Source organism: Amycolatopsis sp. WAC 04197, assembly GCF_003947475.1.
Classification (GTDB): Bacteria; Actinomycetota; Actinomycetes; order Mycobacteriales; family Pseudonocardiaceae; genus Amycolatopsis; species Amycolatopsis japonica.
Genome location: NZ_QHJK01000002.1, coordinates 132,205 through 158,207 on the forward strand (window position 1 = coordinate 132,205; position 26,003 = coordinate 158,207).

Annotated in this window: 23 protein-coding genes; 6 read left to right on the plus strand and 17 right to left on the minus strand. The window is 68.3% G+C overall.

Annotated elements, in window-relative coordinates:
- Window positions 1–53 precede the first annotated feature (53 nt).
- From DMC64_RS07735 to DMC64_RS07745, 3 genes are all read right to left on the minus strand, one after another.
- The gene (locus DMC64_RS07735) at window positions 54–527 is read right to left on the minus strand and encodes a pyridoxamine 5'-phosphate oxidase family protein (RefSeq protein WP_125733032.1); all 474 of its coding nucleotides are present in this window, start codon (window positions 525–527) and stop codon (window positions 54–56) included.
- 3 nt (window positions 528–530) lie between these two features.
- On the minus strand, window positions 531–1,421 hold the full coding sequence (locus DMC64_RS07740) for an SDR family oxidoreductase (RefSeq protein ID WP_125733033.1): 891 nt from the start codon (window positions 1,419–1,421) through the stop codon (window positions 531–533).
- Window positions 1,422–1,571: 150 nt separating this feature from the next.
- Complete coding sequence (locus DMC64_RS07745; protein WP_125733034.1) at window positions 1,572–2,483, minus strand: aldo/keto reductase; 912 nt, start codon at window positions 2,481–2,483, stop codon at window positions 1,572–1,574.
- A 50-nt stretch (window positions 2,484–2,533) separates the two neighbouring features.
- Here DMC64_RS07745 and DMC64_RS07750 point away from each other — a divergent pair, with 50 nt between their 5' ends.
- Window positions 2,534–3,355 carry an LLM class F420-dependent oxidoreductase gene (locus DMC64_RS07750; protein WP_037334577.1) on the plus strand — a complete coding sequence of 274 codons (822 nt, stop codon included), beginning with the start codon at window positions 2,534–2,536 and terminating at the stop codon, window positions 3,353–3,355.
- A gap of 83 nt (window positions 3,356–3,438) precedes the next feature.
- Entirely contained in the window at window positions 3,439–4,467 is a 1,029-nt protein-coding gene (gene fbaA, locus DMC64_RS07755; protein WP_037334580.1) for a class II fructose-bisphosphate aldolase, read from the plus strand.
- 223 nt (window positions 4,468–4,690) lie between these two features.
- Here fbaA and DMC64_RS07760 read toward each other — a convergent pair whose 3' ends face one another.
- Window positions 4,691–5,896 (minus strand): hypothetical protein, encoded by a 1,206-nt coding sequence (locus DMC64_RS07760; protein ID WP_037334584.1) that lies wholly within the window; start codon window positions 5,894–5,896, stop codon window positions 4,691–4,693.
- Between the two features lie 395 nt (window positions 5,897–6,291).
- On the opposite strand from DMC64_RS07760, the gene DMC64_RS07765 reads away from it, so the two are divergent.
- Complete coding sequence (locus DMC64_RS07765) at window positions 6,292–6,699, plus strand: DUF3151 domain-containing protein (protein ID WP_037334586.1); 408 nt, start codon at window positions 6,292–6,294, stop codon at window positions 6,697–6,699.
- Between the two features lie 67 nt (window positions 6,700–6,766).
- Here DMC64_RS07765 and DMC64_RS07770 read toward each other — a convergent pair whose 3' ends face one another.
- Window positions 6,767–7,993 (minus strand): lipase family protein, encoded by a 1,227-nt coding sequence (locus DMC64_RS07770; RefSeq protein WP_125733035.1) that lies wholly within the window; start codon window positions 7,991–7,993, stop codon window positions 6,767–6,769.
- Window positions 7,994–8,127: 134 nt separating this feature from the next.
- On the opposite strand from DMC64_RS07770, the gene DMC64_RS07775 reads away from it, so the two are divergent.
- Entirely contained in the window at window positions 8,128–8,709 is a 582-nt protein-coding gene (locus tag DMC64_RS07775) for a TetR/AcrR family transcriptional regulator (RefSeq protein WP_081975716.1), read from the plus strand.
- Here the strand turns inward: DMC64_RS07775 and DMC64_RS07780 are convergent.
- From DMC64_RS07780 to DMC64_RS07790, 3 genes are all read right to left on the minus strand, one after another.
- Window positions 8,706–10,016: a GGDEF domain-containing protein gene (locus tag DMC64_RS07780; protein WP_125733036.1), complete on the minus strand. Its 1,311-nt coding sequence runs from the start codon at window positions 10,014–10,016 to the stop codon at window positions 8,706–8,708. The genes DMC64_RS07775 and DMC64_RS07780 overlap by 4 nt on opposite strands.
- A 202-nt stretch (window positions 10,017–10,218) precedes the next feature.
- Window positions 10,219–11,472, minus strand: coding sequence for an MFS transporter (locus DMC64_RS07785; protein WP_037334593.1), 1,254 nt, complete (start codon window positions 11,470–11,472; stop codon window positions 10,219–10,221).
- Between the two features lie 439 nt (window positions 11,473–11,911).
- Window positions 11,912–13,042: an LLM class flavin-dependent oxidoreductase gene (locus tag DMC64_RS07790; RefSeq protein WP_037334594.1), complete on the minus strand. Its 1,131-nt coding sequence runs from the start codon at window positions 13,040–13,042 to the stop codon at window positions 11,912–11,914.
- A gap of 123 nt (window positions 13,043–13,165) precedes the next feature.
- Here DMC64_RS07790 and DMC64_RS07795 point away from each other — a divergent pair, with 123 nt between their 5' ends.
- On the plus strand, window positions 13,166–15,067 hold the full coding sequence (locus DMC64_RS07795; protein ID WP_125733037.1) for an FAD/NAD(P)-binding domain-containing protein: 1,902 nt from the start codon (window positions 13,166–13,168) through the stop codon (window positions 15,065–15,067).
- Between the two features lie 125 nt (window positions 15,068–15,192).
- Here the strand turns inward: DMC64_RS07795 and DMC64_RS07800 are convergent, their stop codons facing one another.
- The 8 genes from DMC64_RS07800 to DMC64_RS07835 all read right to left on the minus strand — a co-directional run bounded on the left by DMC64_RS07800 (window position 15,193) and on the right by DMC64_RS07835 (window position 23,994).
- Window positions 15,193–16,299: a glycosyltransferase gene (locus tag DMC64_RS07800; RefSeq protein ID WP_125733038.1), complete on the minus strand. Its 1,107-nt coding sequence runs from the start codon at window positions 16,297–16,299 to the stop codon at window positions 15,193–15,195.
- Between the two features lie 13 nt (window positions 16,300–16,312).
- Window positions 16,313–17,350 carry an LLM class flavin-dependent oxidoreductase gene (locus DMC64_RS07805; RefSeq protein ID WP_125733039.1) on the minus strand — a complete coding sequence of 346 codons (1,038 nt, stop codon included), beginning with the start codon at window positions 17,348–17,350 and terminating at the stop codon, window positions 16,313–16,315.
- On the minus strand, window positions 17,347–18,924 hold the full coding sequence (locus tag DMC64_RS07810) for an ABC transporter ATP-binding protein (RefSeq protein ID WP_125733040.1): 1,578 nt from the start codon (window positions 18,922–18,924) through the stop codon (window positions 17,347–17,349). The genes DMC64_RS07805 and DMC64_RS07810 overlap by 4 nt, the downstream gene beginning before the upstream one ends.
- A complete protein-coding gene (locus DMC64_RS07815) occupies window positions 18,921–19,736 on the minus strand; it encodes an ABC transporter permease (RefSeq protein ID WP_125733041.1) in 816 nt (271 codons plus the stop codon). The genes DMC64_RS07810 and DMC64_RS07815 overlap by 4 nt, the downstream gene beginning before the upstream one ends.
- Entirely contained in the window at window positions 19,729–20,679 is a 951-nt protein-coding gene (locus tag DMC64_RS07820) for an ABC transporter permease (protein ID WP_125733042.1), read from the minus strand. The genes DMC64_RS07815 and DMC64_RS07820 overlap by 8 nt, the downstream gene beginning before the upstream one ends.
- Window positions 20,676–22,283 (minus strand): ABC transporter substrate-binding protein, encoded by a 1,608-nt coding sequence (locus DMC64_RS07825; RefSeq protein WP_125733043.1) that lies wholly within the window; start codon window positions 22,281–22,283, stop codon window positions 20,676–20,678. Before DMC64_RS07825 ends, DMC64_RS07820 begins: the two co-directional genes overlap by 4 nt.
- Before the next feature lie 206 nt (window positions 22,284–22,489).
- Window positions 22,490–23,128, minus strand: coding sequence for a DUF1524 domain-containing protein (locus DMC64_RS07830; RefSeq protein WP_125733044.1), 639 nt, complete (start codon window positions 23,126–23,128; stop codon window positions 22,490–22,492).
- Between the two features lie 185 nt (window positions 23,129–23,313).
- Window positions 23,314–23,994 carry a hypothetical protein gene (locus DMC64_RS07835; RefSeq protein WP_369797380.1) on the minus strand — a complete coding sequence of 227 codons (681 nt, stop codon included), beginning with the start codon at window positions 23,992–23,994 and terminating at the stop codon, window positions 23,314–23,316.
- A gap of 54 nt (window positions 23,995–24,048) precedes the next feature.
- On the opposite strand from DMC64_RS07835, the gene DMC64_RS07840 reads away from it, so the two are divergent.
- Entirely contained in the window at window positions 24,049–25,335 is a 1,287-nt protein-coding gene (locus tag DMC64_RS07840; RefSeq protein ID WP_037334603.1) for an adenylosuccinate synthase, read from the plus strand.
- Window positions 25,336–25,404: 69 nt separating this feature from the next.
- Here DMC64_RS07840 and DMC64_RS07845 read toward each other — a convergent pair whose 3' ends face one another.
- Window positions 25,405–25,899, minus strand: a complete 495-nt coding sequence (locus DMC64_RS07845) for an OsmC family protein (RefSeq protein ID WP_037334605.1) — start codon at window positions 25,897–25,899, stop codon at window positions 25,405–25,407.
- Between the last annotated feature and the right edge of the window lie 104 nt (window positions 25,900–26,003).

Consider the following 26,003-nt stretch of genomic DNA (forward strand, 5'->3'; position numbering starts at 1 on the left):
TGCGCAGATGACGTTACCTGAAGTAACAGTTACTTGCTAGTACTACCTACCCGTCAGTACGTGCCGCCGAGTTTCGTGTGGTCCCAGCTGACGATCTTGGTGGGCCGGAAAATCAGCCCGATCCGCTTCGGGGCCTGCTTGCCGATGAAGCCGGACAGCTCGTCGGGCACCGGGTCCCCGGGCTTCGCGCCCGCGTACCGCTGCATGAGGCTGATACCCATCCGGGTGACCACGGCCGTATCGGTGATGACCTCGACGTCGGCTTCGAGCGAGACCCCGCGCAGCTTCTCGTAGCTGTCGCCGTCCTCGATGAGCACGGTGGCGCGGGGGTCTCGCTCCAGGTTCTTCGCCTTCTGGGACGTGCCGTAGGTCCAGGTCGCGACGCCGGACTCGTGCGGGTAGTACCAGAGCGGCGCCAGATGCGGGCGGCCGTTCGGGCCGATCGTCGCGACGTTGATGACCTTCTGCTCGTCGAGGTAGGCGGCGAGTTCGTCGGGTGACATGCGGATCTGGTCGCGACGGGACATACGTCAGCCCTTTCGTGTGGCGGCCCGGCCTGCCTGGCCGGTCACTGAAGATTCGTACGCCCCGCGCTCCTTGATGTCCATGAGCGCGGCGGCGTCGGCCTTCTTGATCCGGCCCTTCGCGCCGATCTCGATGATCGGCGGCAGGAACGCGCGGATCAGCTTCAGGCCGCCGACCCAGCGGGGAACGTGCACGGTGCGGGCGCGTTTGTTGACCCCGGCCTGCAGGTGGTCGAGCGCGACGGACAGCGGGTAGGTCTTGCCGAGCAGGCCGGGCATGCCGGCGCGGAGCTTGCCGAAGACCGGGTGCTGGTCGGCGCTCTCGACGAGGTCGGTGCGGATCCAGGTGGGGTGCGCGACGCCGACCTTCACGCCGAGGTGGGCGACTTCGGCGCGGAAGCTGTTGCAGAACGCCTCGACGCCCGCCTTCGCGGCGGCGTAGTTCGCCATGCCGGGCGCGTGGGTGATCGCGGCCAGCGAGGAGATCGCCAGCAGGTAGCCCTTGCGGTCGATGACATGCGGAAGGGTGACGCGGAAGGTGCGCCAAACGCCCAGAAGGTCGACCTCGATGACCTTCTCGAAGGCGGCCGGATCCACCGACCGGACGAAACCGGAGGTCGCGATGCCGGCGTTCGCGATGACGATGTCGATCCCACCGAAGTGCTCGACGACGCCCGCGGTGGCGCGTTCGAGGTCGTCCCAGTTGGTGACGTCGGCTTCCCACGCGTGCGCGCTGGGACCGATCTTGTCGGCGACCGCCTGCTGTTCCTTGGCTTCGATGCCGACCAGGGCGACCTTCGCGCCCTGCGCGGCCAGGCGCTCGGCGAGCCCCGCGCCGATGCCCCTCGCGGCGCCGGTGATCAGGACGACCTTGCCGTTCACGCTGTTCTTGGCCACGTTGCCTCCTCGTCCGAGCCCTAAGGCTTTCGGACGGTACCTCAACCTACCCGGAGTAAGCTACCCGCAAGTAAGTCCGCGTTTCGTCCTCTGAATGCGGTAGTTGGTAGTGCGAACTACCGCATTCAGAGGACGAAATGCGGGAGGTGGTCAGCGCGAGGCGGCGGTGAGGGCGTCGACCTCCTCGGCGGTCAGCGCGAGGTCGGCGGCGGGCAGGAGGTCGTTCAGCTGCTCGACCGAGCGGGCGCTCGCGATGGGCGCGGTGACGGTCGGCTGCGCGAACAGCCAGGCGAGGGAAACCGCGGCGACCGGGACGCCGCGGGAGGCCGCGACCTCGTCGAGCGCCGCGAGCACCCGCTCGCCCCGTTCGTCCAAATAGGACGATGCACGGGCGGCGCGCGGGCTGTCGCCGAGGTCGTCCTTCGACCGGTACTTCCCGGCGAGGAAACCCTTGGCCAGCGAGAAATACGGCAGCGTGGTCAGGCCTTCGCGCTCGACCGTCGGCGCCAGGTCCTGCTCGTAGTCCCGCTCGACGAGGTTGTAGTGCGGCTGCAGCGCGACGTACTTCGCCAGCCCCTCGCGGTCCGAAATGGACAGTGCTTCGCTCAGCCGTTCGGCGGAGTAGTTCGACGCCGCGACGTAGCGCACCTTGCCCGCGCGCACGAGTGCGTCGAAGGCCCGCACCGTCTCCTCGACCGGGGTGTCCGGATCGTCGATGTGCGCGTAGTAGAGGTCGATGTGATCGGTGCGAAGCCGTCGCAGCGAGTCTTCGGCCGCCGCCGCGATGTTCGCCGCCGACAGCCCCTTGCGCTGCTCCCACATACCGGTCTTGGTCGCGATGACGACGTCGTCACGGCGGCCGCGTTTGGTCAGCCAGTCGCCGATGATCGTCTCGGAACCGCCTTGGGAGTACAGGTCGGCGGTGTCGATGAAGTTGCCGCCCGCCGCCGTGTAGGCGTCGAGGACGGCGAAGGACTGCTCCTCGTCCGCGGTCCAGCCGAAGACGTTGCCGCCGAGGTTGATCCCACGGACGTCGAGGTCGGTGTTCCCGAGTTTCGCCATGGTTCGAACATAAGGGAAGACATCGCCCGCCCGTGGTGTTGGCTCGGAACATGGGAATCGAACTCGGCAGGATCGGCATCTGGCAGCACGAATCCGTCTTCACCCCGGAGATCGCCCGTGAGCTGGAAGAACTCGGCTACGGCGCGATCTGGCTGGGCGGCTCACCGGACGGCGACCTCGTGAAGGCGGAGGAGCTGCTCGACGCCACGAAGACGATCAAGGTGGCCACCGGCATCGTCAACATCTGGAAGGACGACGCGGCCACGGTCGCCGAGTCGTACAAGCGCATCGAGGCGAAGCACCCGGGGCGCTTCCTGCTCGGGATCGGCGCCGGGCACCGCGAGCACACCGCCGAGTTCAAGAAGCCGTACACGGCGCTGGTCGAGTACCTCGACGCTCTCGACGCCGCCGGGGTGCCGGTCGAAGGCCGCGTTCTCGCCGCTCTCGGCCCGAAGGTGATCAAACTCGCAGGAGACCGCACAGCGGGAGCCCACCCGTACCTGATGACGCCCGAGCACACCCGTCAGGCGCGCGAGATCCTCGGCGAAGGACCGCTGCTCGCGCCGGAGCAGAAGATCGTCCTCGAGGCCGATCCGGCGAAGGCCCGCGAGATCGGACGGCCGAGCGTCAAGTTCTACCTCGGTCTCGTCAACTACACGAACTCCCTGCGGAAACTCGGTTTCACCGACGAAGACCTGGCGGGCGAGGGCAGCGACAAGCTGATCGACGCGCTGGCGGTCCACGGCGACGCCGAGACGGTCGCCCGCGGCGTCACCGCGCATATCGAGGCCGGGGCGGACCACGTCAACATCCAGGTACTGAACTCCGACCCCCTGCCGGTCTACCGGGCGCTCGCCGCGGTCCTCCTCTGACGCGACGGCTGTAGGCACCTCCCGGCCGACCTCGTACGATGCGGCCGAGAGGTGCACCAGCCTGCTTCGAGGAGGAGTAAACGATGCCCATCGCCACCCCCGAGGTCTACGCGGAGATGCTCGACCGGGCGAAGGCGAACGAATTCGCCTACCCGGCCATCAACGTGACCTCGTCGGAGACCCTGAACGCCGCGATCCGCGGGTTCGCCGAGGCGGAGAGCGACGGGATCATCCAGTTCTCCACCGGCGGCGCGGAGTTCGCGTCCGGCCAGAAGGTCAAGGACATGGTGACCGGTTCGGTCGCGCTCGCCGAGTTCGCCCAGGTCGTCGCCGCCAAGTACGACGTGAACGTCGCGCTGCACACCGACCACTGCCCGAAGGACAAGCTCGACGGCTTCGTCCGCCCGCTGATCGAGATCTCCGCGGAGCGGGTCAAGAACGGCCAGAACCCGCTGTTCCAGAGCCACATGTGGGACGGCTCCGCGATCGACCTCGACGAGAACCTCGAGATCGCGCAGGAGCTGCTCGCCAAGGCCGCGGCCGCGAACATCATCCTCGAGGTCGAGATCGGCGTCGTCGGCGGCGAGGAAGACGGCGTCGAGGCCGAGATCAACGAGAAGCTGTACACCGCCGAGGGCGACTTCCTGAAGACGATCGACGCGCTCGGCTCCGGCGAGAACGGCCGCTACCTGCTGGCCGCGACCTTCGGCAACGTGCACGGCGTCTACAAGCCCGGCAACGTGAAGCTGCGCCCGGACGTGCTCAAGGGCGGCCAGGAGGCGGCGGCGAAGAAGCTCGGCCTCCCGGCGGGCTCGAAGCCGTTCGAGCTGGTCTTCCACGGCGGTTCCGGCTCGCTGCCGGAGGAGATCCGCGAGGCGGTGTCCTACGGCGTCGTGAAGATGAACGTCGACACCGACACGCAGTACGCCTTCACCCGGCCCATCGCGGACCACTTCTTCAAGAACTACGACGGCGTCCTGAAGATCGACGGCGAGGTCGGCAACAAGAAGGTCTACGACCCGCGTAGCTACCTGAAGGCCGCCGAGGCCGGCATGGCCGCGCGCGTCGTCGAGGCCGCCCAGTCGCTGGGCTCCGCCGGCAAGAAGCTCTGACCTTCCCGCATTTCGTCCTCTGAATGCGGAAGTACGTGAAGGCCCCCTTCCTTGCGCTGGACGCAAGGAAGGGGGCCTTCACGTACTCATCGTCGAGCCGGCGTCCGCCCGATCACGCGTGTCGTCCCTCTGATCACGCGAGTTCCGTCTCCAATCACGCGAGTTCGCCGTCTGATCACGTGAGTTCGCCGATGCGGCACGCCGTGCCGATGTACTCGGAGCCTCAGGCGGCGCGTGCGCGACGCTTCTCCAGCACCGAGTTCATCGCCCGCGTCCCCGGCCCGGCGGCGGCCCACAGCACGCCGACCCCGACCAGGCAGACCGCGGCCGTCCAGTAGGCCACCGGCGGCGCGGACTCCGTGTGCGCGTCGCCCAGGATCCACGGCCGGAACTGCGACTGCACCCACAACATCCCGTAGCCGAAAGCGGTCACCAGCAGCGCGCCCGCACCCGCCGTCAGCATCGGATGCCCCCGCCCGATGCGGAACGCCAGGTCGACGGCGAGGCCGACGGCCAGCAGATAGAACGGCACGACCGAGACCGGGAAGCCCATCCCGAGCAGCAGCGGCCACATCACCAGCCGGTACGCGAGGTACGCGGCGGCGACCGTCGTACCCGCCCAGCGGAAACCGGTCGTGTGCCGCGCCAGCGCGAAGATCAGCGCCATCACGCCGATGCCCCACAGCGGGTACACCCAGTCGTCGATCGGCATCGTGAAGTACTCGACGGCGACCCGGTCGACCGGATGCCCGATCTGGTTGGCGGCGAAGTTCAGCAGCTCGGGCTCGGCCTCGGGCGTGCCGCGTTCCCAGGCGCGCAGGCCGAGGATGCCGTACTCCTGCTGTCCGTTCGGGAAGAACGTGTTCTCGAGGAAGAAGGCCCACAGTCCGATCAGGACACCGGTGCGCAGGCGGCCGGGTTTGGCGTACTTGAGCCAGCCCATGATCACGCCGGCCTGCATGATGCCCGTTCCGATGTAGAGCATCATGTGCGACGGGCTCCACGCGGTCAGGTCGAGACCGTTGACGCGGTGGTTGATGACGTCCAGCGGCGCCGCGATGAGGAACACCACGAGCCCGATCTGCATCAGCCGCAGCGAACGCCGGTCGGCACCCATGCCGGTGTAGCTGTGGATCGCCACCAGCACCATGATGATCACCGTGCCGACGGTGTTGATCAGGTGCGGCGGGGCGAGGTCGTCACGCAGCCACATGAAATGCCACGACATGTCCCAGGACGAGCCCACCAGTTTGAAGGCGAACGCGGCCAGCCACATCGAGTAGCAGAAGTTCAGCACCCAGTCCGGCGTCGCCTGTCCCGGCGCGCCGCGGTGCCAATGGAGCTTGAAGAACAGCCTCGTCTTCGCGATCGGGCTGCGGGGGATGACACCCGGCGAAAGGTCCCCGGTCACTTCTGTCGCCTTTGTCATGCGGGCCATCTTCCCTGCTCCAGATCACGGGATGGGCATTTGGGGTCGAAAATCGGGGTTCACCCGTAGGGGTGGTGGATTTGCGACCGGCGTGCGAAACAGGGCAAGGTGTGCCGCCATGATGCCGAAACGACTCGTCGCGGCGGTCCTCGTCGCCGCTCTGGTGCTGGCCGGTGGGGGCATTCTCGGGAGCCTGTTCTTCTAGTCACAGCGCTGCTGATCGCGCGCTGACGAAAGCTCGCCGAAGGGGCGCCTTTCTCCGGCGACGGTCACGTGCTCCGAGATGCGCCCCTTCATCGAACTTTCGTGGCCTTCGGCCGACAGAGGGCGCGCGATGTGAAGTCTCCGTCGGGCGCGGAGCGCCCTTGGGGAGACGGGTCGGCACAATGGCCCGTATGACGAACCTCCTCGGCCCCCAGCCGACGCATCTCCCCGAGCACACCGCCGCGCAGGCGGCGCTGGACGCCGGGACCGATCCGGCCGCCGTAGCCGCCGAGCACCCCGACTACAGCGAGGCGTGGGCCGCCCTCGCCGAGAAGGCGCTCGACGCGGGCGAGACCGTCGCCGCGTACGCGTACGCCCGCACCGGTTACCACCGCGGTCTCGACCAGCTCCGCCGCGCGGGCTGGAAGGGACACGGGCCGGTGCCGTGGTCGCACCGTCCGAACCAGGGTTTCCTGCGTTCCCTCGCCGTCCTCGGCAAGGCCGCCGGCAAGATCGGCGAGACCGAGGAGTACGACCGCTGCAAGACGTTCCTGAGCGACTCGGACCCCGCCGCCGCGGAAGCCACCGGCCTCAAGTGACGTGTCATGAAAGGGCCGTTCAGGACAAAAGATGTCCTGAACGGCCCTTTCATGACACTCGGCAGCGCTAGAACTGGCCGCAGTTCCCGAAGGCCGGCAGCCCCGCGAAGCGTCCCTCAAGCCAAGCGAAGGCCTCCGGGAACGCCCGGATCGCCCCGCCCACGTGCGTCGGAACCAGCGAAGTCGAGAACTGCACCTTCGCACCCTTCGCGCACCACGAGCGCGCCATGGTCCGCCCCTGCGCGTAGGGGACGATGTCGTCGAGAGCACTGTGGACGACCAGCGTCGGCGCGCCAGGCTTACGCGCACCGATGAGCTGCTCACCGACTCGCGTCTTGTACGGCTCTTCGCCGAGGTAAGCCGTCAGCGGCCGACCGTCCTTCGTCAGGTCCTTCGACTGCGTGAACGCGTGCGCGAAGATCGCGTCCACAGTGCACTCCTGCTTGACCTTCTCGAACGCTTCGGCGCCCTTCGCGTTCAGCAGGGACGGGATGTTCAGCTCCGGATACGCCGCGTCCATGCTGACCATCGTGAAGCCGAGGAACCCGAACGCGTAGTGCCCGTCGATGTTCTTGCCGACTTCGGCCAGGTCGGCCGGGACGGCGCCCGCGTACGAGCCCTTCAGCTTGAGTTCAGGCGCGTACGACGGCTGCAGTTCGGCGGCCGACGCCGACGCCCCGCCGCCCTGCGAGTAGCCCGCGGTCGCGACCGGGCCGTTGTCCGGCAGGTTCGCTTCGGGCAGGCGCTGCGCCGCGCGGATCGAGTCGAGGACGGCGTTGCCCTCGGCGACGCGGTTGACGTACGTGTGGACGCCGGGAGTGCCGAGGCCCTCGTAGTCGGTGACGACGACGCCGTAGCCGCGAAGCAGCAGCCCGGCGATGAAGGGGCCTTCGTACTCCATGCCCGCCGAGAGGGCTTTCGACGGCGCGCACTGGTCGCCGACGCCCTGCGTCCCGGCCGCGTAGCCGATGACCGGCCGCTCGCCCGCGCCGGTCCACGCCTTCTTCGGGGTGAGGACGGTGCCCGTCACGGCGTTGGCCCGGCCGTGGGTGTCGGTGCTGCGGTACATGATGCGCTGAACGTCCGCGTCGGCCTTGATGAGTTTCACGGGATCGACGTAGAAGGTGGACGGCTCGTGCCGGATGATGTCGCCGGGAGCACCCGCGGGCAGTGGCGACGGGGGATCGTAGAAGGACGGGGCGGCGCCGGCCTGCTGTGCCCCGAAGGTCAGCAGGGCCGCGATGGTGGCCGCTGAGACGGCGGCGGACACACCGCGCCGGGATCCTGGACGCATGCTTGCTCCTCGTTGAGCACAAACATTTTCGACAGACGTGTCGAAAAAGAGAGTCAGTGAGGTGGCGCACAATGTCAAGTCCGGCGCCGCGAGGGAGACCCCGCAAACTCCCGATCGGCGAGCAACGCGCGCGGGTGCTGGGTTCGGCCGCCGGGGTCTTCGCGGTGCACGGCGCGCAGGCCGCGACGATCGAGCAGATCGCCCGGCGCGCGGGGGTGTCCCGTCAGGCCGTCTACGAGCAGTTCGGTGATCGCACGACGCTGTTCGCCCAGGTCGTGGCGGACATCGAGGAACGCGCCTTCGAGGCGATCGGCGCGCCCGCCCTCGACCTCTCGCAGCCCGAGCTCCGGTCATGGGCCCGCGCCAACTACGCCAACATGTTCGCCTTCGTCGCGGCGAATCCCGACGCGTTCCCCGTACTGCGCGAAGCGGAGCGCATGGGCGATCCGGCCCTCACCCGGCTTCGGGAACGGCTCGCGACCGTCTACACCGAGGCGAGCCGTCAGCGCTGGGCGCGCCACGGCGTCGACTCCGGCCGCGCGGACAAGGCACTGGTCACGCTGTTCTTCGCGATGACCGAGGCGCTCGTCCAGGCGAGCTGGGACGGTGAGCCGCCCGACGCGGACGCGCTCATCGACCTGCTCACCGAATTCACCGTCGGCGGCGTCGTCCGGCTCCGGACCGCGGCCGCCGACGTGATGGAAAGACTGCGCTAAGCCGCGACGGCCTCCATGGCTTCTTCGGTGACCGACGCCAGATCCGGTGACGAGACGACGCGGTTGCGGCCGTTGCGTTTGGCCGCGTAGACGGAGGCGTCGGCCGAGGCCATGACCTCGTCGATCGTCCGGCCGTCGAGCGGGAACGTCGCGACGCCGACCGACGCCGTCCGCTGCTCGATGACCACGTCGTTGCCCTCGTTGTCCTGGGTCTTGATGACCATTTCGCTGATCCGCTGCCGGATCCGCTCGGCGACCGCGACGGACTCCTGCTTCGAAGACGACGTCAGGAGGACGACGAACTCCTCACCGCCGAAGCGGCCGGCGAGGTCCTGCGTCCGCGTTTCGGCCTTGACCAGCGCCGCGACGCCCTTGAGCACGTCGTCGCCCGCCAGGTGGCCGTACGTGTCGTTGATGCTCTTGAAGTGGTCGAGGTCGATCATCAGCGCGCCGAACTGGCCGTTCTCGCGCTCCGCGCGGGAGACCTCGCGGACGGCGCCCTGCTGCCAGGTCGTGGCGTTGAGCAGCTGGGTCTTCTGGTCGGTGGTGGCGAGCTCCTCGAGCTGCTTGATCAGCACCGAACGCTGCAGCAGGTACAGCGGCAGGAAGACGAGCAGCACGAGCACCGGCTGATGCGGCAGGACGGCGAGCACGAGCGCGCCGATGCAGACCGTCGAGGCTTCGAGGATGTTGTCGTCCCAGGAGCCGAGGAGCGTCTGGACGGTCGCCTTCTTGGGCGCCGCGAAGTACAGGCCGGTGCCGGTGAAGACGGCGTTCATCAGGAAGAAAGCGAGGCTCGCGGCGCAGATCGACGTCACCGACGCCGTCTCGGCGCCGACGATCTGCACGGCCGCCCAGGCGGCGAACGCGGTCAGCGTCATCGATGTGGCGTTCGCCACAGTTCGATGGGGGTTGACCGTGCGAAGGCCCGCCCAGCTGCGGTATCCGAGGTGAAGATAGATCACGGTTACGAGAAGCGCGGTCAACTGCGGCGGAAGCAGGATCGCGCCCGGCAGGACCCAGACCGAGGTCATGTTGATATGCGGGGTGACGCTCATGCTGCGCCGCTGGCGCTCGATCCGGCGGGTCGCCTCGGTGTGCGCGATGGCGAGCCCCGCGAGCAGGGAACACAGCAGGACCTGCGAAGACGTGATGGCGATGGATGCGGCGAAGACCCCCGTCAGTGCCAGCATCGTCGCGACGGACAGCCCGGTGTAGGCGATCCAGTGCTTGGGCCTCTTCCACAGCTCCCACGTCGCTACCGTGAGAGCCGAACGATGTCCAGCGCGTTCCTCCGATGTGATCATCTTTCCCCCTGACTCTTGCGTCATTCTCCGAAACCCCCTACTTACGGACAGCTTCTACCGACTTGCGGGCTGTCGACAAGCTCCCTAGGTGTGTACTTTTCTCTGAGAGGTCGAGGGAAAGGTGCCAGCGATGGCCGGTAGGGATCAGTGAACTGGGGCGCGCGCCAGACGTCCGCGCGATCGGGCCGGCGCGTGGAACAGCTCAATGTTCTGCGCGTGCGGCGTCTTTTTCCTGCCACCGTTCCGGGTCGCGGCTGAGGGTCCGGAACCAGCTCAACGCGAGCGGAACGGTCAGTATCAATCCCGCAAGGCCGAAGACGCCGACGGTCGACTGAGGGCCCACCTGGTCCGCCAGGATGCCGCCGATCAGGGGACTCACCCCCATCGTCGTGGTCAATCCGGTGTTCGACAGCCCCATCACCTGTGCCCGGCTCTCGTCCGGCACGGCCAGCGTCAGTGACGCGGTCGCCTGCATCAGCGCCACCGTGCCGAAGCCGCCGCAGAGCACGAACAACACGATCGACGACAGCGGTCCCGGCTGCAGGAAGCACAGCAGCAGCGGGAGCGCGGTCAACGCCGAAAGCGGCCCGATCAGTTTCGGTCTGACGTGTGCCGGCACCCACCGTGAGTAGATGAACGCCCCGATCACGCTGCCGATCGGATCGGCGGCCAGCAACAGGCCGATGACCTCGGGGCCGCCGCCCGACGAGGCGACGTAGGGCGCCGCGATGCCCTCGTACACCGGCAGCAGGCCCATCAGCCAGGTGAACAGCAGCAACGAGCGCAACCCGGCGCTGGCGAAGACGATCTTGCCGCCCGAACCGATCGACGCGAAGAAGGACTTGCGCTTCTCCCCGGACGCCGCGGCCGGCCGCGATTTCAGTCCGAACCGGACGAACAGCGCCGAGATCACGAAGGTGACCGCGTCCAGCGCGAGGGCGATATGGGGTTCGAGCGCGGTCAGCAGGAGCCCGCCGCCGGCGAATCCGGCCAGCTGCGCCGATTGGACGGTCATGCTGCGGATCGCCATGCCGACGACGAACCGGTCGCCTTCGAGGATCTGCGGCAGCAGGGCCAGCTGGGCCGCCTTGAACGGCGGGTTCAGCAGCGAGACGCCGCCGACGAGGACGCACAGGACCCAGAACGGCAGCACCGGCACCGCGACCAGCGCGATCAGCAGGGCCCGTAAGAGGTCGACGACCACCATGACGGTCCGCCGGGGGAACCGGTCCGCGAAGCCGGTGAGGAAGATGCCGCCGAGCAGCGAAGGGGCGTAGGTCAGCGCGTAGGTGAGACCGGTCAGGGTCGCGGAGCGGGTTTCGGTGAAGACGAGGACGGACAGGGCGACCCTGGCGAGTTGATCACCGAAGATCGAAAACAGTTCGGCGAACCAGAGCGAACGGAACTCGGCTACACCGAACACCTCTCGGTAAGTGACCCGTCCGGCCGAAGCCATGCTGCCCCCAATAGGGTCCTTATTACGCGAGAAACTCGTGACCGAGAGTAACGCGGTCACGAGCTCGTCACGAAGCGTCATTCGTTCACGTAAGTGTCTCCTGACTGTTGGTGATTGGCTAGGTTCTTTCGCCGGGTTTCTGGAGTTGGAGATCTTTTTCGTGGATGGACTTCCGCCCGCGAAGATGTCCCGGTGACCGGTATCAACGCCCAGGCCAGCGCTTTTGGGTTGATTCGGGCTTTTCGCCGGGAAAAAGCGGACATGACGGCGTCACCCGGGGCGGGGATGCCGCGTCGCGACGGTGGTCCGCGAGTGGTCCCCAAGGCGCTTGTGGGCGAACGTGTTTCGACTGCGCTCCGCGACGACCGGGACAATCGACGGCAGTCGGCGTCGTGCGCCGAATGGATGACGCTGCCCGCCATTCGGTGTAGTGAACGGCTCAGCCGTCGACGGCGAGTACCTCGCGCGCCGAAGCCGCCTTCGCCGCGTCGCGTTTGGCGACCTCTTCGCGCACGATCGGGATGACGTGACGGCCGAAGTCGATCGTGTCGCCGAGCATGTCGTAGCCGCGGGCGGAGAGGATGTCGACGCCGAGGTCGTAGTAGTCGAGCAGGGCCTGTGCGACGGTTTCGGGCGTGCCGACCAGGGCGTTGGAGTTACCCGCGCCGCCGGTCGCGGCCGCCGTCGGGGTCCACAGCGCCCGGTCGAACCGTTCGCCCTCGGCGGCGACCGCGAGGAGCCGCTGCGAGCCGGTGTTCTCCGGATTCGTGAGCGAATGCCGCCGGGTCAGCTGCTGACCGCCGCTCGTCCGGGCCTTGATCGCGTCGACCGTGCGGTGCGCCTTCTCCCAGGCGAGTTCCTCGGTCGGCGCGATGATCGGGCGGAAGGCGACCTGGATGCGCGGGACGTCGGTCCGCCCGGCGGCCTTCGCCGCGGCCTTGACGGACTCGATCTGCTCGGCCGTTTGCGCGAGGGGCTCGCCCCAGAGGCAGAAGATGTCCGCTTCGGCCCCGCCCGCCGCGTACGCCGCCGGAGACGAGCCACCGAACGAGACGCCAGGGCGTGGCTGCTGCACAGGCCGGACGTCGAGAACGAAGTCGGCGAAGCGGTAGTGCTCGCCCTCGTGGTCGAAGGGCTCTTCGGACGTCCAAGCCCGCTTCACGATCTGGATGTACTCGCGCGTGCGTGAGTAGCGCTCGTCCTTCGTGAGGTAGTCGCCTTCGCGCTGCTGCTCGTGGTCGCTGCCGCCGGTGATGAAGTGGACCGTGAGCTTCCCGTCCGAGAGCTGGTCCAGCGTGGCGAACGTCTTCGCCGCGAAGGTCGGGTACGAGACGTTCGGCCGGTGCGCCAGCAGGATCTGGAGCTTGTCGAGCTTCGCCGCGACGTACGCGGCCGCCTGCGCCGGGTCCGGCCCGCTGGAGCCGTACGCGAACAGCACCCGGTCCCAGCCGAATTCCTCGTGTGCCCGCGCGAGCCGCAGTGTGTAGTCCTTGTCGAAGACGCCACCCGATCGCGGATGTGTCTCCGAACCGTCGTTGGTGCCTCCGATACCCAGGAATTCGACCGGCATCGTCCGTCCCTCTCGTCCGTGTCCCCCTGTTCGACGAGTACGCGCCGGTTCCTCGCCGTGGCAACGGGTTCCGCTCCTTGAGAACCCGCACACGCCCCGGAATCCCGGCGTAGCTTCGGCTTCGTGAGTACCGCAGACCTTCCCTACGTGCTCGCGGTGGTCGGCGCCGGTCCACGTGGGGTGGGCGTGCTCGAACGGCTCGGTGCCAACGCCGCCGAGCTCCTCGGCGGGCGGCGGCTGGTGGTGCATCTCGTCGATCCCTTTCCCGCCGGGGCCGGGCGGGTCTGGCGTCATGAGCAGTCACCGTTGCTGCGGATGAACTCCATGCCTGAGGACGTCACCGTGTTCACCGACGAAACCGTGGAGATCGACGGGCCGATCCGCCCCGGGCCTTCGCTGATCGAGTGGGCGCGGTTGGTTCGCGAGGGCTCGCTCGACGCGGAAGTCGACGAAAGCCTGCGTGTCGAACTCGAGGCACTGCAAAGCGATCACTTCCCGACGCGACGGCTGCAGAGCGCGTACCTCGCCTGGTTCCATCGCGAGGTCCGCGCCGGGCTCCCACCCGAAATCGAAGTCGTCGAGCACCGGACCCGCGCGGTGCGGCTGGAAGACGGCGACCCGCAGTCGCTCTGGCTGGAGGACCGGGCGGAGCCCCTCGCCGTGGACGCGGTCCTGTTCACCGTCGGGCATCTCGACGCCGAACCGGACGAACGCGAAACCGCACTCGCCGATTTCGCCGCCCGGCACGACCTCGCCTACTACCCGGCCGGCTACACCGCCGACGTCGACTATTCGGCGATCCGACCGGGGGAAACCGTGCTGGTGCGCGGATTCGGCCTCGCGTTCGTCGATCTGATGCTGCTGCTGACCGAAGGCCGCGGCGGCCGGTTCGAAGAGCAGGCGTGCGGCGGGCTGAAGTACCACCCCAGCGGCGCCGAGCCCGTATTGCACATCGGTTCACGCCGTGGCGTGCCGTACCACTCGAAAATCGGCTACCGGCTGCGCGGCAAACCCTTGCAGTTGCCCAAATTCTTCGATGCCTACGCGATCGGGAAACTCTGCGGCGTGCCCGGACCGATCGACTTCCGCCGCGACGTCTGGCCACTGATCTCGAAGGAGATCGCGTGGGCCTACTACAGCGAACTGTTCACCGCCCACCCCGAGCGGGTGCGGATGGATTTCGCGGTCTTCGCCGACGCTTTCGCGGACGCCGCGCCCGGCGAGCTCGACGCGCTGGTGGCGCGGGCGGTTCCGGCGCCGGACGACCGGCTCGACCTCGGCAGGCTCGACCGGCCGATGGCGGGAGCCGAGTTCGGCACCGCCGAGGAGTACGGCAAGGAACTGCGCGAGTACGTCGAAGCGGACTTGAGCCGCCGGGCGGACCCCGAGTACAGCGCGGATCTGGGTGCGTTCATGGCGCTGCTTTCCGTGATGGGGCAGCTTCCGGCGCTGGTGCAGACCGGACGGCTCGACGCGGCGTCGCAACTGTCCGATTTGGACGGTTGGTTCCTCGGCTTCTTCTCCTACTTCGCCAGCGGGCCGCCGCCGCGACGGCTCGAAGAACTGCTCGCGCTCCAGGAAGCAGGCCTCGTTTCCTTCCTGGGGGCCGAAATGCGAGTGTCGGCCGACGAGGAGCGCAGGGCCTTCGTCGCTTCCGGTGCGAGTTTCCCCGGCGAGACCGAGGCTCGGACCCTGGTCGAGGCACGGCTTCCCGAGCCGAGCGTCTCCAGGGCGTCCGATGTCCTTTTGCGACAGTTGCGCGACAGCGGCGCGCTCGGCGAGGAAGCCGTCCTCGACCCGGTCACCGGCGACAGGCTGCTCGCCGGCCGTATCCACACCCGCGTCTCCGACGGCCGGATGCTCGACGGCGAGGGCCGCCCGCATCCGCGCCGGTTCGCGCTCGGGCCGCATACATCGGCGCGGTCGGCCGGGGCGTTCACCCGGCCGCGGACCAACGCGCTCCCGTTCCGGCAGAACGACATCGTCGCGCGGGAGATCCTGAAACTGACTCAGTCGGAGGCGTAACTCACGTGATTGAAGGGCGAACTCACGTGATTGGAGGCGGAACTCGCGTGACTGAAGGCGTAACTCACGTGTGCGGCTTCCAATCACGCGAGTCACGCGTCCAATCACGCGAGTTACGCCTCTGATCACGCGTGAGCGGCGAACTCCTCCAGCCGCCGGACGACCTCCGACGGCGCGGGCATGGCGGCGATCTCGTGACGGGCCTTCGCCGCCACCTCGCGCACGCGGGCGTCGTCGAGGAGGGTCTTGGCCCTCTCCTCGACGGCGTCCGCGGTCACCGCGTCGCCGATCAGCGCCCGTCCGGCGTCGGCCGTCTCCAGCACTTCGGCGTTGACGAACTGGTCCGCGCCCTGCGGCAGCACCAGTTGCGGCAGTCCGGCCGAAAGCGCGCCGAGCACGGTCCCGGTCCCGCCGTGGTGCACCACCAGATCCGCGCGCGGAAGGACTTCGGACTGCGGCACGAAACCGGTCACGTGGACGTTCGGCGGCAGGTCGCCGAACTCGCCGGGATCACCGGGGCCACGGGCGACCAGGACGTCCACCGGCTGCCGCGCGAGGCCGTCGATCGCCGCGCGCAGTACGTCGGTGGCGCCGAAGGCGACGGTGCCCAGCGTCAGGTAGACGAGGGGCCGGTCGCGTCCGTCGAGCCACGACGGCACCGTGCCCGGTTCGTTCCACGGCACCGGCCGGAGCCGGAAGACCGTCGGCAGCGAGCTCGCCACCGGGTCGCGGACGACATCCGGCCACACGTCGATCCCGGCGTCGCCCAGCATGACGTCGGCAGGCGGGTTGCCGTCCCACAGCGGCGCGAACCGGTGCGCGGCGGCGGCCATCAGCTCGGCGGGCATCGACCGCCCGATCACGTGGGACACCACCGGGATCCCGGCCCGGCGGGCGGCGGCCGCCGCGCCGGCGTCGCTCATCTCGTAGACGACCAGATCCGGCCGGAGCGTGGGGAGCAGCGGGGTCAGGTCGGCGATCGTCGCCTGCGGCAGGATGTCGGCGAAGGCGGTGAAGATGGCCTCGAGCGCGTCCCCTTCGGCCTGGTCGACGGCGTCCTGGATCGAGATCCCGACCTTGTGCGCGTCGAAACCGAGCCCGCGGACCTTGTCCAGGAACGCTTCGCCGGTCCCGAAGACCACTTCGTGTCCGGCGTCGCGGGCGGCGATCGCCAAGGGCATCAACGGGTACAGGTGGCCGTAGGCGGGGCGGCACGTGAAGAGGATGCGCACCTCCTCGAAGGTACTAGCTTTCCCAGACGCGCGAGGGCAGTTCTTTCCGCACGATCGGGACGACGTCGGCGGCGAAGAGCTCGAGGACGTCTCGCGCTTCCCCGGCTTCTAAGCCGTCGACCGACACCGCCTGCACCTCGTGCCCGAACGACGCGTGGTAGTCGCCGATCTTGTCGATCACCTGTTCCGGACTCCCGACGAGCGCGGAACCGCCGGCGATCTTGTCCTCCAGCGTGGTGAACTCCGACTTGTTGTGCTGATACGCGGGCGTCTTCATCAGCGCCTCGAAGTACGGCCGGTATCCGTCCAACGCCTCCTGCGACGTCTTGGCGACATAGAGCCCGCCCGCGCCGGAACCGACGAGCGCGTCCGCCGGATCGTGGCCGTACTCCGCCCAGCGCCGCCGGTAGTGGTCGATCAGGTCCGCGTACTTCTTCTTGGGGTGGAAGCCGTTCGCGGTGAACAGCGGATCGCCGAACTTCGCCGCCAGCTCGGTCGATTCGGTGCTCGACGCGCTGCCGTGCCAGATCCGCGGCCGGGGGTGGAACGGACGCGGTTGCGTCGTGACGTCGGTCAGCGGCGTGCGGAACTCGCCCTCCCACGTCACGCCCTCCTCCAGGAACAGGCGGCGCAACAGGGCGAACTTCTCCGCCTGGTACTCCCATTGCCGGTCTTCTTCGAGGCCGAACAGCGGGAAGTGCCGCGGATCGTTGCCCTTCCCGATCATGAGTTCCAGCCGGCCGCCGGAAAGCTGGTCGAGCGTCGCGTAGTCCTCGGCGACGCGCACCGGGTCGAGCACGCTGATCACGGTCAAGGTGGTCAGCAGCCGGACACGTTTCGTGCGTTCCGCGACCGCCGCGAGGATCACCGGCGGAGCCGAGGAAAGGAACGGTTCGCCGTGCCGCTCGCCGACGCCGTACGCGTCGAAGCCCAGTTCCTCGGCGAAGATCGCCTCGTCGACGACCTGGCGCAGGCGTTCGTGCTGGGTCGGCGTCGCGCCGGTCACCGGGTCGGGATGGTTGGCGACCAGGGAGAAGAGCCCGAACTTCATCGTGCCTCCAAGGGTTTGCGGCCCGGGATGGCGGCGAGCAGCTCCCGGGTGTAGTCCGCGCTCGGCCGTTCGAGGACGTGCCTCGCCGGGCCGAGTTCCACGAGTTCGCCGCCGCGAAGCACGCCGACGGTGTCCGCGATCTGCCGGACCACGGCGAGGTCGTGCGAGATGAACAGGTACGTCAGGCCGAGTTCGTCCTGCAGGTCGGCGAGCAGCCGCAGGATCTGCGCCTGCACCGAGACGTCCAGCGCGGACACGGGTTCGTCGGCGACGATCAGCTCCGGGCGCAGGGCGAGCGCCCGCGCGATGGCCGCTCGTTGCCGCTGCCCGCCGGACAATTCGGCGGGTTTGCGCTTCAACACCGAAGACGGCAGGGCGACTTGGTCGACCAGCTCGGCCGCCCGCGCCCGGCGTTCCGCCTTCGTGCCGACGCCGAACGCCCGCAGCGGCTCGGTGATGACGTCCTCGATGCTGAACTTCGGATTCAGCGACGCGTACGGGTTCTGGTACACCAGCTGGAACCGGCGCCGCAGCCGCCGCAGCTCCTCACCGCGCAGCGCCGTGATGTCCTCGCCGTCGAATTCGACGACACCGTCGGTCGGCGTCTCCAGCCGCAGGATCATCCGCGCGGTGGTCGACTTGCCGGAACCGGATTCGCCGACCAAGGCGAGCGTCCGGCCGCGGGCGATGTCGAACGAAACACCGTCGACCGCTCGGACGGTGCCGAAGGTCTTGCCGAGGCCACGGACCGACACCAGGGCATCGGACGACGGCGGTTTCGGCTCCCTCAGCGGGGTGTCGGACAGACTGGGCGCGGCGGCGAGCAGATCCCGCGTGTACTTCTCCGAGGGCGCGGCGAGGATCTCGCCGGTCGTGCCTTCCTCGACGACACTTCCCTGTGACAGCACGACGATCCGCGACGCGCGATCCGAGGCGACACCGAGGTCGTGGGTGATCAACAGGACGGCGGTGCCCGCTTCGGCGGCGAGTTCTTCGAGGTGGTCGAGGATCTGCCGCTGCACGGTGACGTCGAGCGCACTGGTCGGCTCGTCGGCGATGATCAATTTCGGCCGTCCGGCGAGTGCGGCCGCGATCAGCGCGCGCTGGCGAAGCCCGCCGGACAGCTCGTGCGGATACTGCCGCGCCCGCGTTTCCGGATCGGCGATCCCGGCCTTGCGCAGCAGCTTCACCGCCTCCGCACCGGCGCCGCGTTTGTCGGCGAGACCGTGGATCAGCAGGACTTCCGCGACCTGATCACCGATCCGGTGCACGGGATTGAGCGACACCGTCGGATCCTGCGGGACCAGCGCGATCTCGCGGCCCCGCACCGAACGCCAAGCGCGGTCGGAGAGTTTCGTGAGGTCACGGCCGTCGAAGGTGATCTCGCCGCGATCGATCCGCCCGCCGCGGGGCAGCAGCCCGATCGCCGCGTGCGCCGTCGTGCTCTTGCCGGAGCCGGACTCGCCGACCACCGCGACGATCTGTCCCTTGTGGACGGAAAGCGAGACGCCGTCCACGGCGGTCACGGATTTGTAGGAAACCGCGAGATCGCGGATGGTCAGCAGTTCGCTCACCGCACGTCTCCTTCGATCGCTCTGGACAGCCGGTTCGCGGACAGCACCACGGCCGCGACGGTGAGTCCGGGGAAGGTCGTCATCCACCAGGCGGTGGCGAGGAAGCCGCGGCCGCCCGCCACCAGCGAGCCCCATTCCGGCGTCGGCGGGGTGGCGCCGTAGCCGAGGAAGCTCAGCGCCGACACCTCCAGCACCGCGGTGCCGAAGGTGAGCGTCGCGAGCGCGACTACCGGACCGAGGGCGTTGGGCAGCACGTGCCGCCCGAGCACGCCGGTCCAGCGCACACCGCCCGCCCTGGCCGCCTCGACGAACACGCCACTGCGGACCCGCAGCACTTCGGCCCGCATCAGCCGGGCGAACTGCGCGAGGTTCGCGACCCCGACCGCGATCGCGATATTGGTCGTCCCGAAGCCGAGCGCGGTGACCAGCGCCAGCGACAGGAGAATCGACGGGATCGCCAGCAGGACGTCGACGCAGCGCATGATCGCCGAATCGAGGGCGCCGCCACGGAACCCGGCGACCAGGCCGAGCGCGGAACCGGCGACCAGCGCGACCACGACGGCGATCACGGTCGCCTGCAACGAAAGCGCGGCGCCGTGGACGACACGGGCGAAGATGTCGCGCCCGGTTTCGTCGGTGCCGAAGAGATGGCCGAGCGACGGCCCCTGCATCTTCTCGGCGGGGACGCCGGCGAGCGGGTCCTGTCCGGTGAAGAGGCCGGGCGCGACCGCCGACAGCAGGGCGAAGGCCAGCACGGCGATCGCGAGGATCAGGCCCGGCTTGCGCCCGGTGCGCACGAGAACGTCAGGCATCGGTCGTCTCCCGGTGTCGGATCCGCGGGTCGAGCAGGGGATAGACGAGATCGACGAGCAGGTTGATCACCACGAACACCAGCGCGGCGAGCACGATCACCGCCTGCACCACCGGGATGTCCTGCGCGGTGACCGCCGACGACGTCACGCGGCCGAGGCCGTCGCGGGAGAACACGGTCTCGGTGATCACCGAACCCGCGATCAGGTTTCCCGCGACCACGCCGGCGATGGTGAGTGTCGGCACCGCCGCGTTGCGCAGGAGGTGTCCGAAGTGGACTCTCGACCGGCTCGCCCCTTTCGCCAGCGCGATCTCGGCGTACGGCTCGGCGAGCTGCGTGCGGAGGCTTTTCGCCAGCACCTGCCCGATGATCGCGCCGGTGGGGATGGCGAGGGTGATCGCGGGCAGGATCAGCGACTCGAAGCCGTTCGAACCCAGCGCGGGCAACAGCCTGAGCTGGAAGGAGAAGAACTGGATCAACAGCAGCCCGACCCAGAACGGCGGCAGCGAGATCCCCAGCGGCGGCAACGCGAGCAGGAGATTGCCCAGCCACCGATGCCGCGTGAGGGTGCCGGCGAACGCGATCCCGCCGCCGAACAGGATCGCGAGCACCAGGGCGAAGCCGGTCACCGCCAGCGTCGGCGGCAGGGCGGAGACGACCATGTTCGTGGCGTCGTCCCCCGTGGCGATCGAGCGTCCGAAGTCCCCCTGCACTGCCGCGAGCAGCCGCTTTCCGTACTGCAGCGGCAAGGGGTCGTCGAGTCCGTACTCCGCCTTCGCCGCGGCGAGTTGTTCCGGCGTCACCGAAAGACCGGCCTCGCCCCCGCCGAGCTTCGCGCTGACCGCGTCGCCCGGCAGGAGGTAGAGGATCACGAAGGACACGGTGAACGCGGCCCACAGCACGAAGACCGCCTGCAGGATCCGCCGCAGCAGATACCGCGTCACGAGCCGGACACCCAGGCGTCGAACAGTTGAAGCCGGGACGACGCCTCGAAACCGACGCCGTGCGCGTTCGGCCCGTGCGCCAGCACCTGGGTCAGCTCGAACACCGGCGCCGAGTAGCCGTGCTCGATGATCGCGCGCTGTGCCTCCTCGGCCGCGGGCTTCCGTTTCGCCGGGTCCACAGTGGACGACTGCGCGTCGAGCGGTGCGTCGACCGGATTGCCCGCGGACAGTTTGCTGCGGTTGTTGGCCTTGGTGGAGAACAGGTTGCGCAGGATGTCCGGATCGGCGCGGGTGGTGTTGTACCAGAGGTACTCGTAGTTCCCGCTCTGCGTGATCTGCACGCTCTCGGCCGTCGTGCGCTGCTCGATCTGAAGGTCGAAGCCGATCTTGCGCAACTGCTGCTGCACGAGTTCGAGCACGCTCTTGTTCTGGTTGAACACCAGGGAGAAGACGACCTTCGCGGTCAGCCGCTGCCCGTTCTTGGTGCGGATCCCGTCGGGGCCGGGGAGCCAGCCCGAGCTCTCCAGCAGCGCCGTGGCGCCTGCCGGATCGTAGGCGAGCAGTGGGGAAAGGTCGGTGTAGAACGGTGTCGCCGAACCGAGGATGCTGGTGGCGGGTTTGTAGTTCGGGGTCAGCACGGTGTTCGTGACCTCGGGCCGGTTGATGCCCTTGACCACCGCCTGGCGGACCTTTTCGTCGGTGAGCACGCCCTTGGTGACGTTGGCGTGCAGGTTGAACACGATGCCGGGATTCGGGCGCGTGGGCTCGGTGAAACCGTTGCCGGTGAACTGCGGTTCGTCGACCGGCTGGACGTCGGTGATGGCGTCGAGCTGGCCGGACGCGAGACTTCCGGTGCGTACACCGGGTTCCGGGACGATCTTGTAGGCGATCTTGTCGAGATACGCCTCGCCCTGGTGTTTGAACAGCGACGATCCCCAGTTGTAGCCCTTGCGTTTCGCGAGGACGATCTCCTGATTCTGCTTCAGGCTCTCGAAAACGAACGGCCCGGAGCCGATCAGGCCGTCGCCCTGGCAGCGCTGGTCGGCGGTCTTCTTGTACGCGGCGGGCGCGAGGACGCCGAGCGACATCGTCGAGCTGGCCTGCAGGAACTGTGCGCTGGGAACGGAGAACTCGATCTTCACCGTCTTCGGGTCGACGACCGTCGTCCCCTTGTACACGGCCAGATAGCCGGAGCCGAGCTGCGATTTCGGGCCGAGCGCCTTGATCGCGTCGAAGCTCGTCTTGACCGCGGCGGCGTCGACCGGGCTGCCGTCGGAGAAGGTCGCGCCGTCGCGCAGATGGAAGGTGAACGCGGTCGAATCCGCGTTGCTCTCCCATTTTTCGGCCAGCCACGGCTTGATCTCGCCGGTGGCCGGATCCTGGTCGGTCAGCGAATCGACCAGCTGACGGCCGACGTTGAGCGAAGCGTTGGTGCCGACCTGTTGCGGGTCGATGCAATCCGGGCTGGACGAGATCCCGAGGCGCAGCGTGCCACCGGGTTTGGGCGGCCCGGCGTCGGCGCCCGTCGCACCACCCGCGGAGGAGCAAGCAGTGGCGACGATCGCGGTGAGGGCGAGCAAGGAAGTGGCGGCGGTACGGGACACCGGGTGGCCTCCAGCGGGGAACGGGGGCGCTTTCTCTTGCGCCTACCCGAATCACGCTAATCACGGCCTTGAGCCCCGCCCACATGCTGAACCCGGCTCCCAGCCCGCGAAACGTCCCATGATCCCGCTTGACAGCGCGCGATGCGCGTGAAGGCCCCCTTCCCTCGGCTGAGCAGAGGGAAGGGGGCCTTCACGGGAAAACCGGTTCAGCAGCGGTTGAGCATGTCCGTCAGCGCGGTCTTCTCCGCCGACTTGATGCTCAGCTTGTACTTGTACTTCACCGTGGTCCACATCTTCGCGTAGGTGCACCAGTAGCCGACGGTCGGCGGCTTCCAGGCGTCCGGCGACTTGTCGCCCTTCTCCTGGTTGACGTTGTCCGTGACGGCGATCAGCTGCGGCGCGCTGAGGTCGTTCGCGAACGCCTGCCGCTGCGCGGTGGTCCACGAAGACGCCCCGGTGCGCCACGCGGCGGCCAGCGGGACGACGTGATCGATGTCCACATCGGACGCCGCGCGCCAGGTGGCGCCGTCGTACGGGCTGAACCAGCTGCCGGAGACGGCGGCGCAACTGCTGTCCTGCTGAACGTTCGTGCCGTCCCGCTTCAGCACGACCTCACGCGTGTTGCAGCTGTTGCCCTGGTCGGACCAGTGCGGGAACTTGTCGCGGCTGTACCCGGTCGACGAACCGTCCGGCTTGACGGTCAGCGAGGCGAGCTGGCTCTTGGCGGTGTCCGCCGACGGGATGCCCGGGGGTGTCGCTTCGGCGACACCCACCACGCCCGCGGAGACGATCGCCGAGACGGCGAGAACGGTTAAGGAGCGACGAACAGCAAGCGCAGTTGGCATATTGCTGCCTCCGTGTCAGGTTTGGGGACCTGGTCACCATGCGGCACGGATATGACCCACGCAACACCATCGGATGACACTCTGCTGGCTATTCGTGAACGGAGGGTGTCACGAGCAGGTAGGACAGGGTGTCCGTCGCCGAAAAATCTTCGGAAAGTCCAGCTGAAGGTTCTGAGCCGAACGGCCTAGTCCAGCCCGCGGACCAGCCGGAGATCCTCGGTGTGCCGGTACCAGGTCCACCGGCTCATGGCCCGCGGATGGGCGACGCCGTCGCTGCTCGGCCGCGTCGGGATACAGCCGAGCTGGAACGCCCGCGCGTACTGCGTCGAAGGCCGCTTGAACAGCGTCCCCTTGGTCACCCGGACCATCAGCCCGGGGCCGCTCGTGTCCGGCTCCACCTCGATCGAGCGCGCGGGCCCGCGCAGGACGGTGTGCTCGTCGCAGTAGGCCACTCCGCGGATCATCCCGATCACCCCGCGTCCGACCAGCACGCCGCCGGTGTCGTCGCGGATCAGCGGCACCGGGTCGACCTCGCCGCGCAAGGCGAGCGAGAGGGCGCGCAGCGGCTGTGTCGGCAGGCTCCAGATGCGGGCGACGTCGGAGTCCGGCGAGGAAGGCACGAAGCCGAGCGACACGCCCGAGAGCTGTTCTTTTCGTAACAGCCGCAGCGCGACCGCCGCGAGGTCGGCATCGGTGCCCGCGACCACGAGATGATCGTGTTCGCCCAGCAAGGGGTCGATATCCGCCTTGCCGGGGCGGCTCGGGACGTGCACCATTTCGACGTCGTCGATCTCCGGGAGTGTGGGCTCGCCCGCCGGACAGACCACCACTATTCCGCGCACCCGAAGGCCCTCCGTTACGCTCATGCACCGGCATTTACCAGCGCCAAACCACAAGTCGCCGAACACCTGGAGTGTCACATGCCGGCCATCGTGCTGATCGGGGCCCAATGGGGGGACGAGGGCAAGGGCAAGGCCACCGACCTGCTCGGCGACCGCGTCCAGTGGATCGTGCGTTACCAAGGCGGTAACAACGCGGGCCACACCGTAGTCCTTCCCGACGGGCAGAACTTCGCCCTCCACCTCATCCCGTCCGGGATCCTCACGCCGGGCGTCACCAACGTCATCGGCAACGGCGTCGTCATCGACCCGGGCGTGCTGCTCGACGAACTCGCCGGGCTGGAGGAACGCGACGTCGACACCAGCAAGCTGCTGATCTCCGCCGACGCGCACTTGATCATGCCGTACCACGTGGCGATCGATAAGGTCACCGAGCGTTACCTCGGCAGCCGCAAGATCGGCACCACCGGCCGCGGCATCGGTCCCTGCTACCAGGACAAGATCGCCCGCGTCGGCGTCCGCGTGCAGGACCTGCTCGACGAGAAGATCTTCCGGCAGAAGGTCGAGTCGGCACTGGAGTTCAAGAACCAGGTGCTGGTCAAGGTTTACAACCGCAAGGCGCTGGACGCGAACCAGGTCGCCGACGAGGTGCTGGCCGCCGGCGAGAAGTTCGCGCACCGCATCGCCGACACGCGCCTGCAGCTCAACCAGGCCCTCGAACGCGGCGAGACCGTGCTGCTCGAAGGTTCGCAGGGCACCCTGCTCGACGTCGACCACGGCACCTACCCGTTCGTGACGTCGTCGAACCCGACCTCCGGCGGCGCGAGCGCGGGTTCGGGTATCGGCCCCGGCAAGATCGAGACCGTGCTGGGCATCCTCAAGGCCTACACCACGCGTGTCGGCTCCGGCCCGTTCCCGACCGAGCTGGACGACGAGTCCGGCGAGTACCTGCGCAAGCAGGGCGGCGAGTTCGGCGTCACCACCGGCCGTTCACGGCGCACCGGCTGGTTCGACGCGGTCATCGCGCGCTACGCGGTGCGGGTCAACGGCATCACCGACTACTTCCTCACCAAGCTGGACGTGCTGTCCGGCCTGGAGAAGGTGCCGGTGTGCGTCGGCTACGAGGTCGACGGGGTCCGCACGTACGACATGCCGATGACGCAGACCGACGTGCACCACGCGCTGCCGATCTACGAAGAGCTGCCGGGCTGGTTCGAGGACATCTCGGGCTGCCGCACCTTCGAAGAGCTGCCGGCGAACGCGCGGGCGTACGTCGAGCGGCTCGAAGAGCTCTCGGGCGCGCGGATCTCGGCGATCGGCGTCGGTCCGGGGCGGGAGCAGACCATCGTGCGGCACGAGTTCGTCTGACCCCCTTTCGCGTGCTAGGAAAGGTCCTTTCATTGCAAAATTTGCAATGAAAGGACCTTTCCTTGCGTCTTAAGCGAGCGAGGTCTTCACCGGCGTCGGGTTCCGGAACAGGTCCAGCACCGGGCAGTGCTCGTCCACCTGCCGCTTCAGGTCCTCGTAGACCTCCGCCCCGGCGGGCCCGCTCAGCTCGACCGAAACGCGCACGTCCCCGAAGCCCGGCCGGGTCTCCGAGAACCCGAAGAACCCGTGAAGGTCGATGTCGCCGTCCACGGTCACCTGCACGCCTTCGAGCGGCACACCGAGCTTCGCCGCCCAGAACTGGTACGTGATCACCTGGCACGAACCCAGCGCGGCGAGCGCGTACTCGACCGGGTTCGCCGCGGTGTCGGTGCCGCCGAGCGCGGCGGGCTCGTCGACGGCGAACGAGTGGTCGCGCACCCGCACGTCCACCCGGGTCGCGGTCCCGGGGGTCAGCGCGTTGGCGACGCTGAACGAGACGGCGGCGTTGCGCGGGTCGGCGTCGACGGCGGTCTTGGTTCCTTCGATGACATCGGTCAGCGACATCGGGTCTCTCCAGGATCGAGGTGTCGGACGCCGCCCAGGGTGGGCCAACACCGCGATCCGCGCGCATGATCCCAACTGGTGAACGGCGAAATATCCTCAAGGCG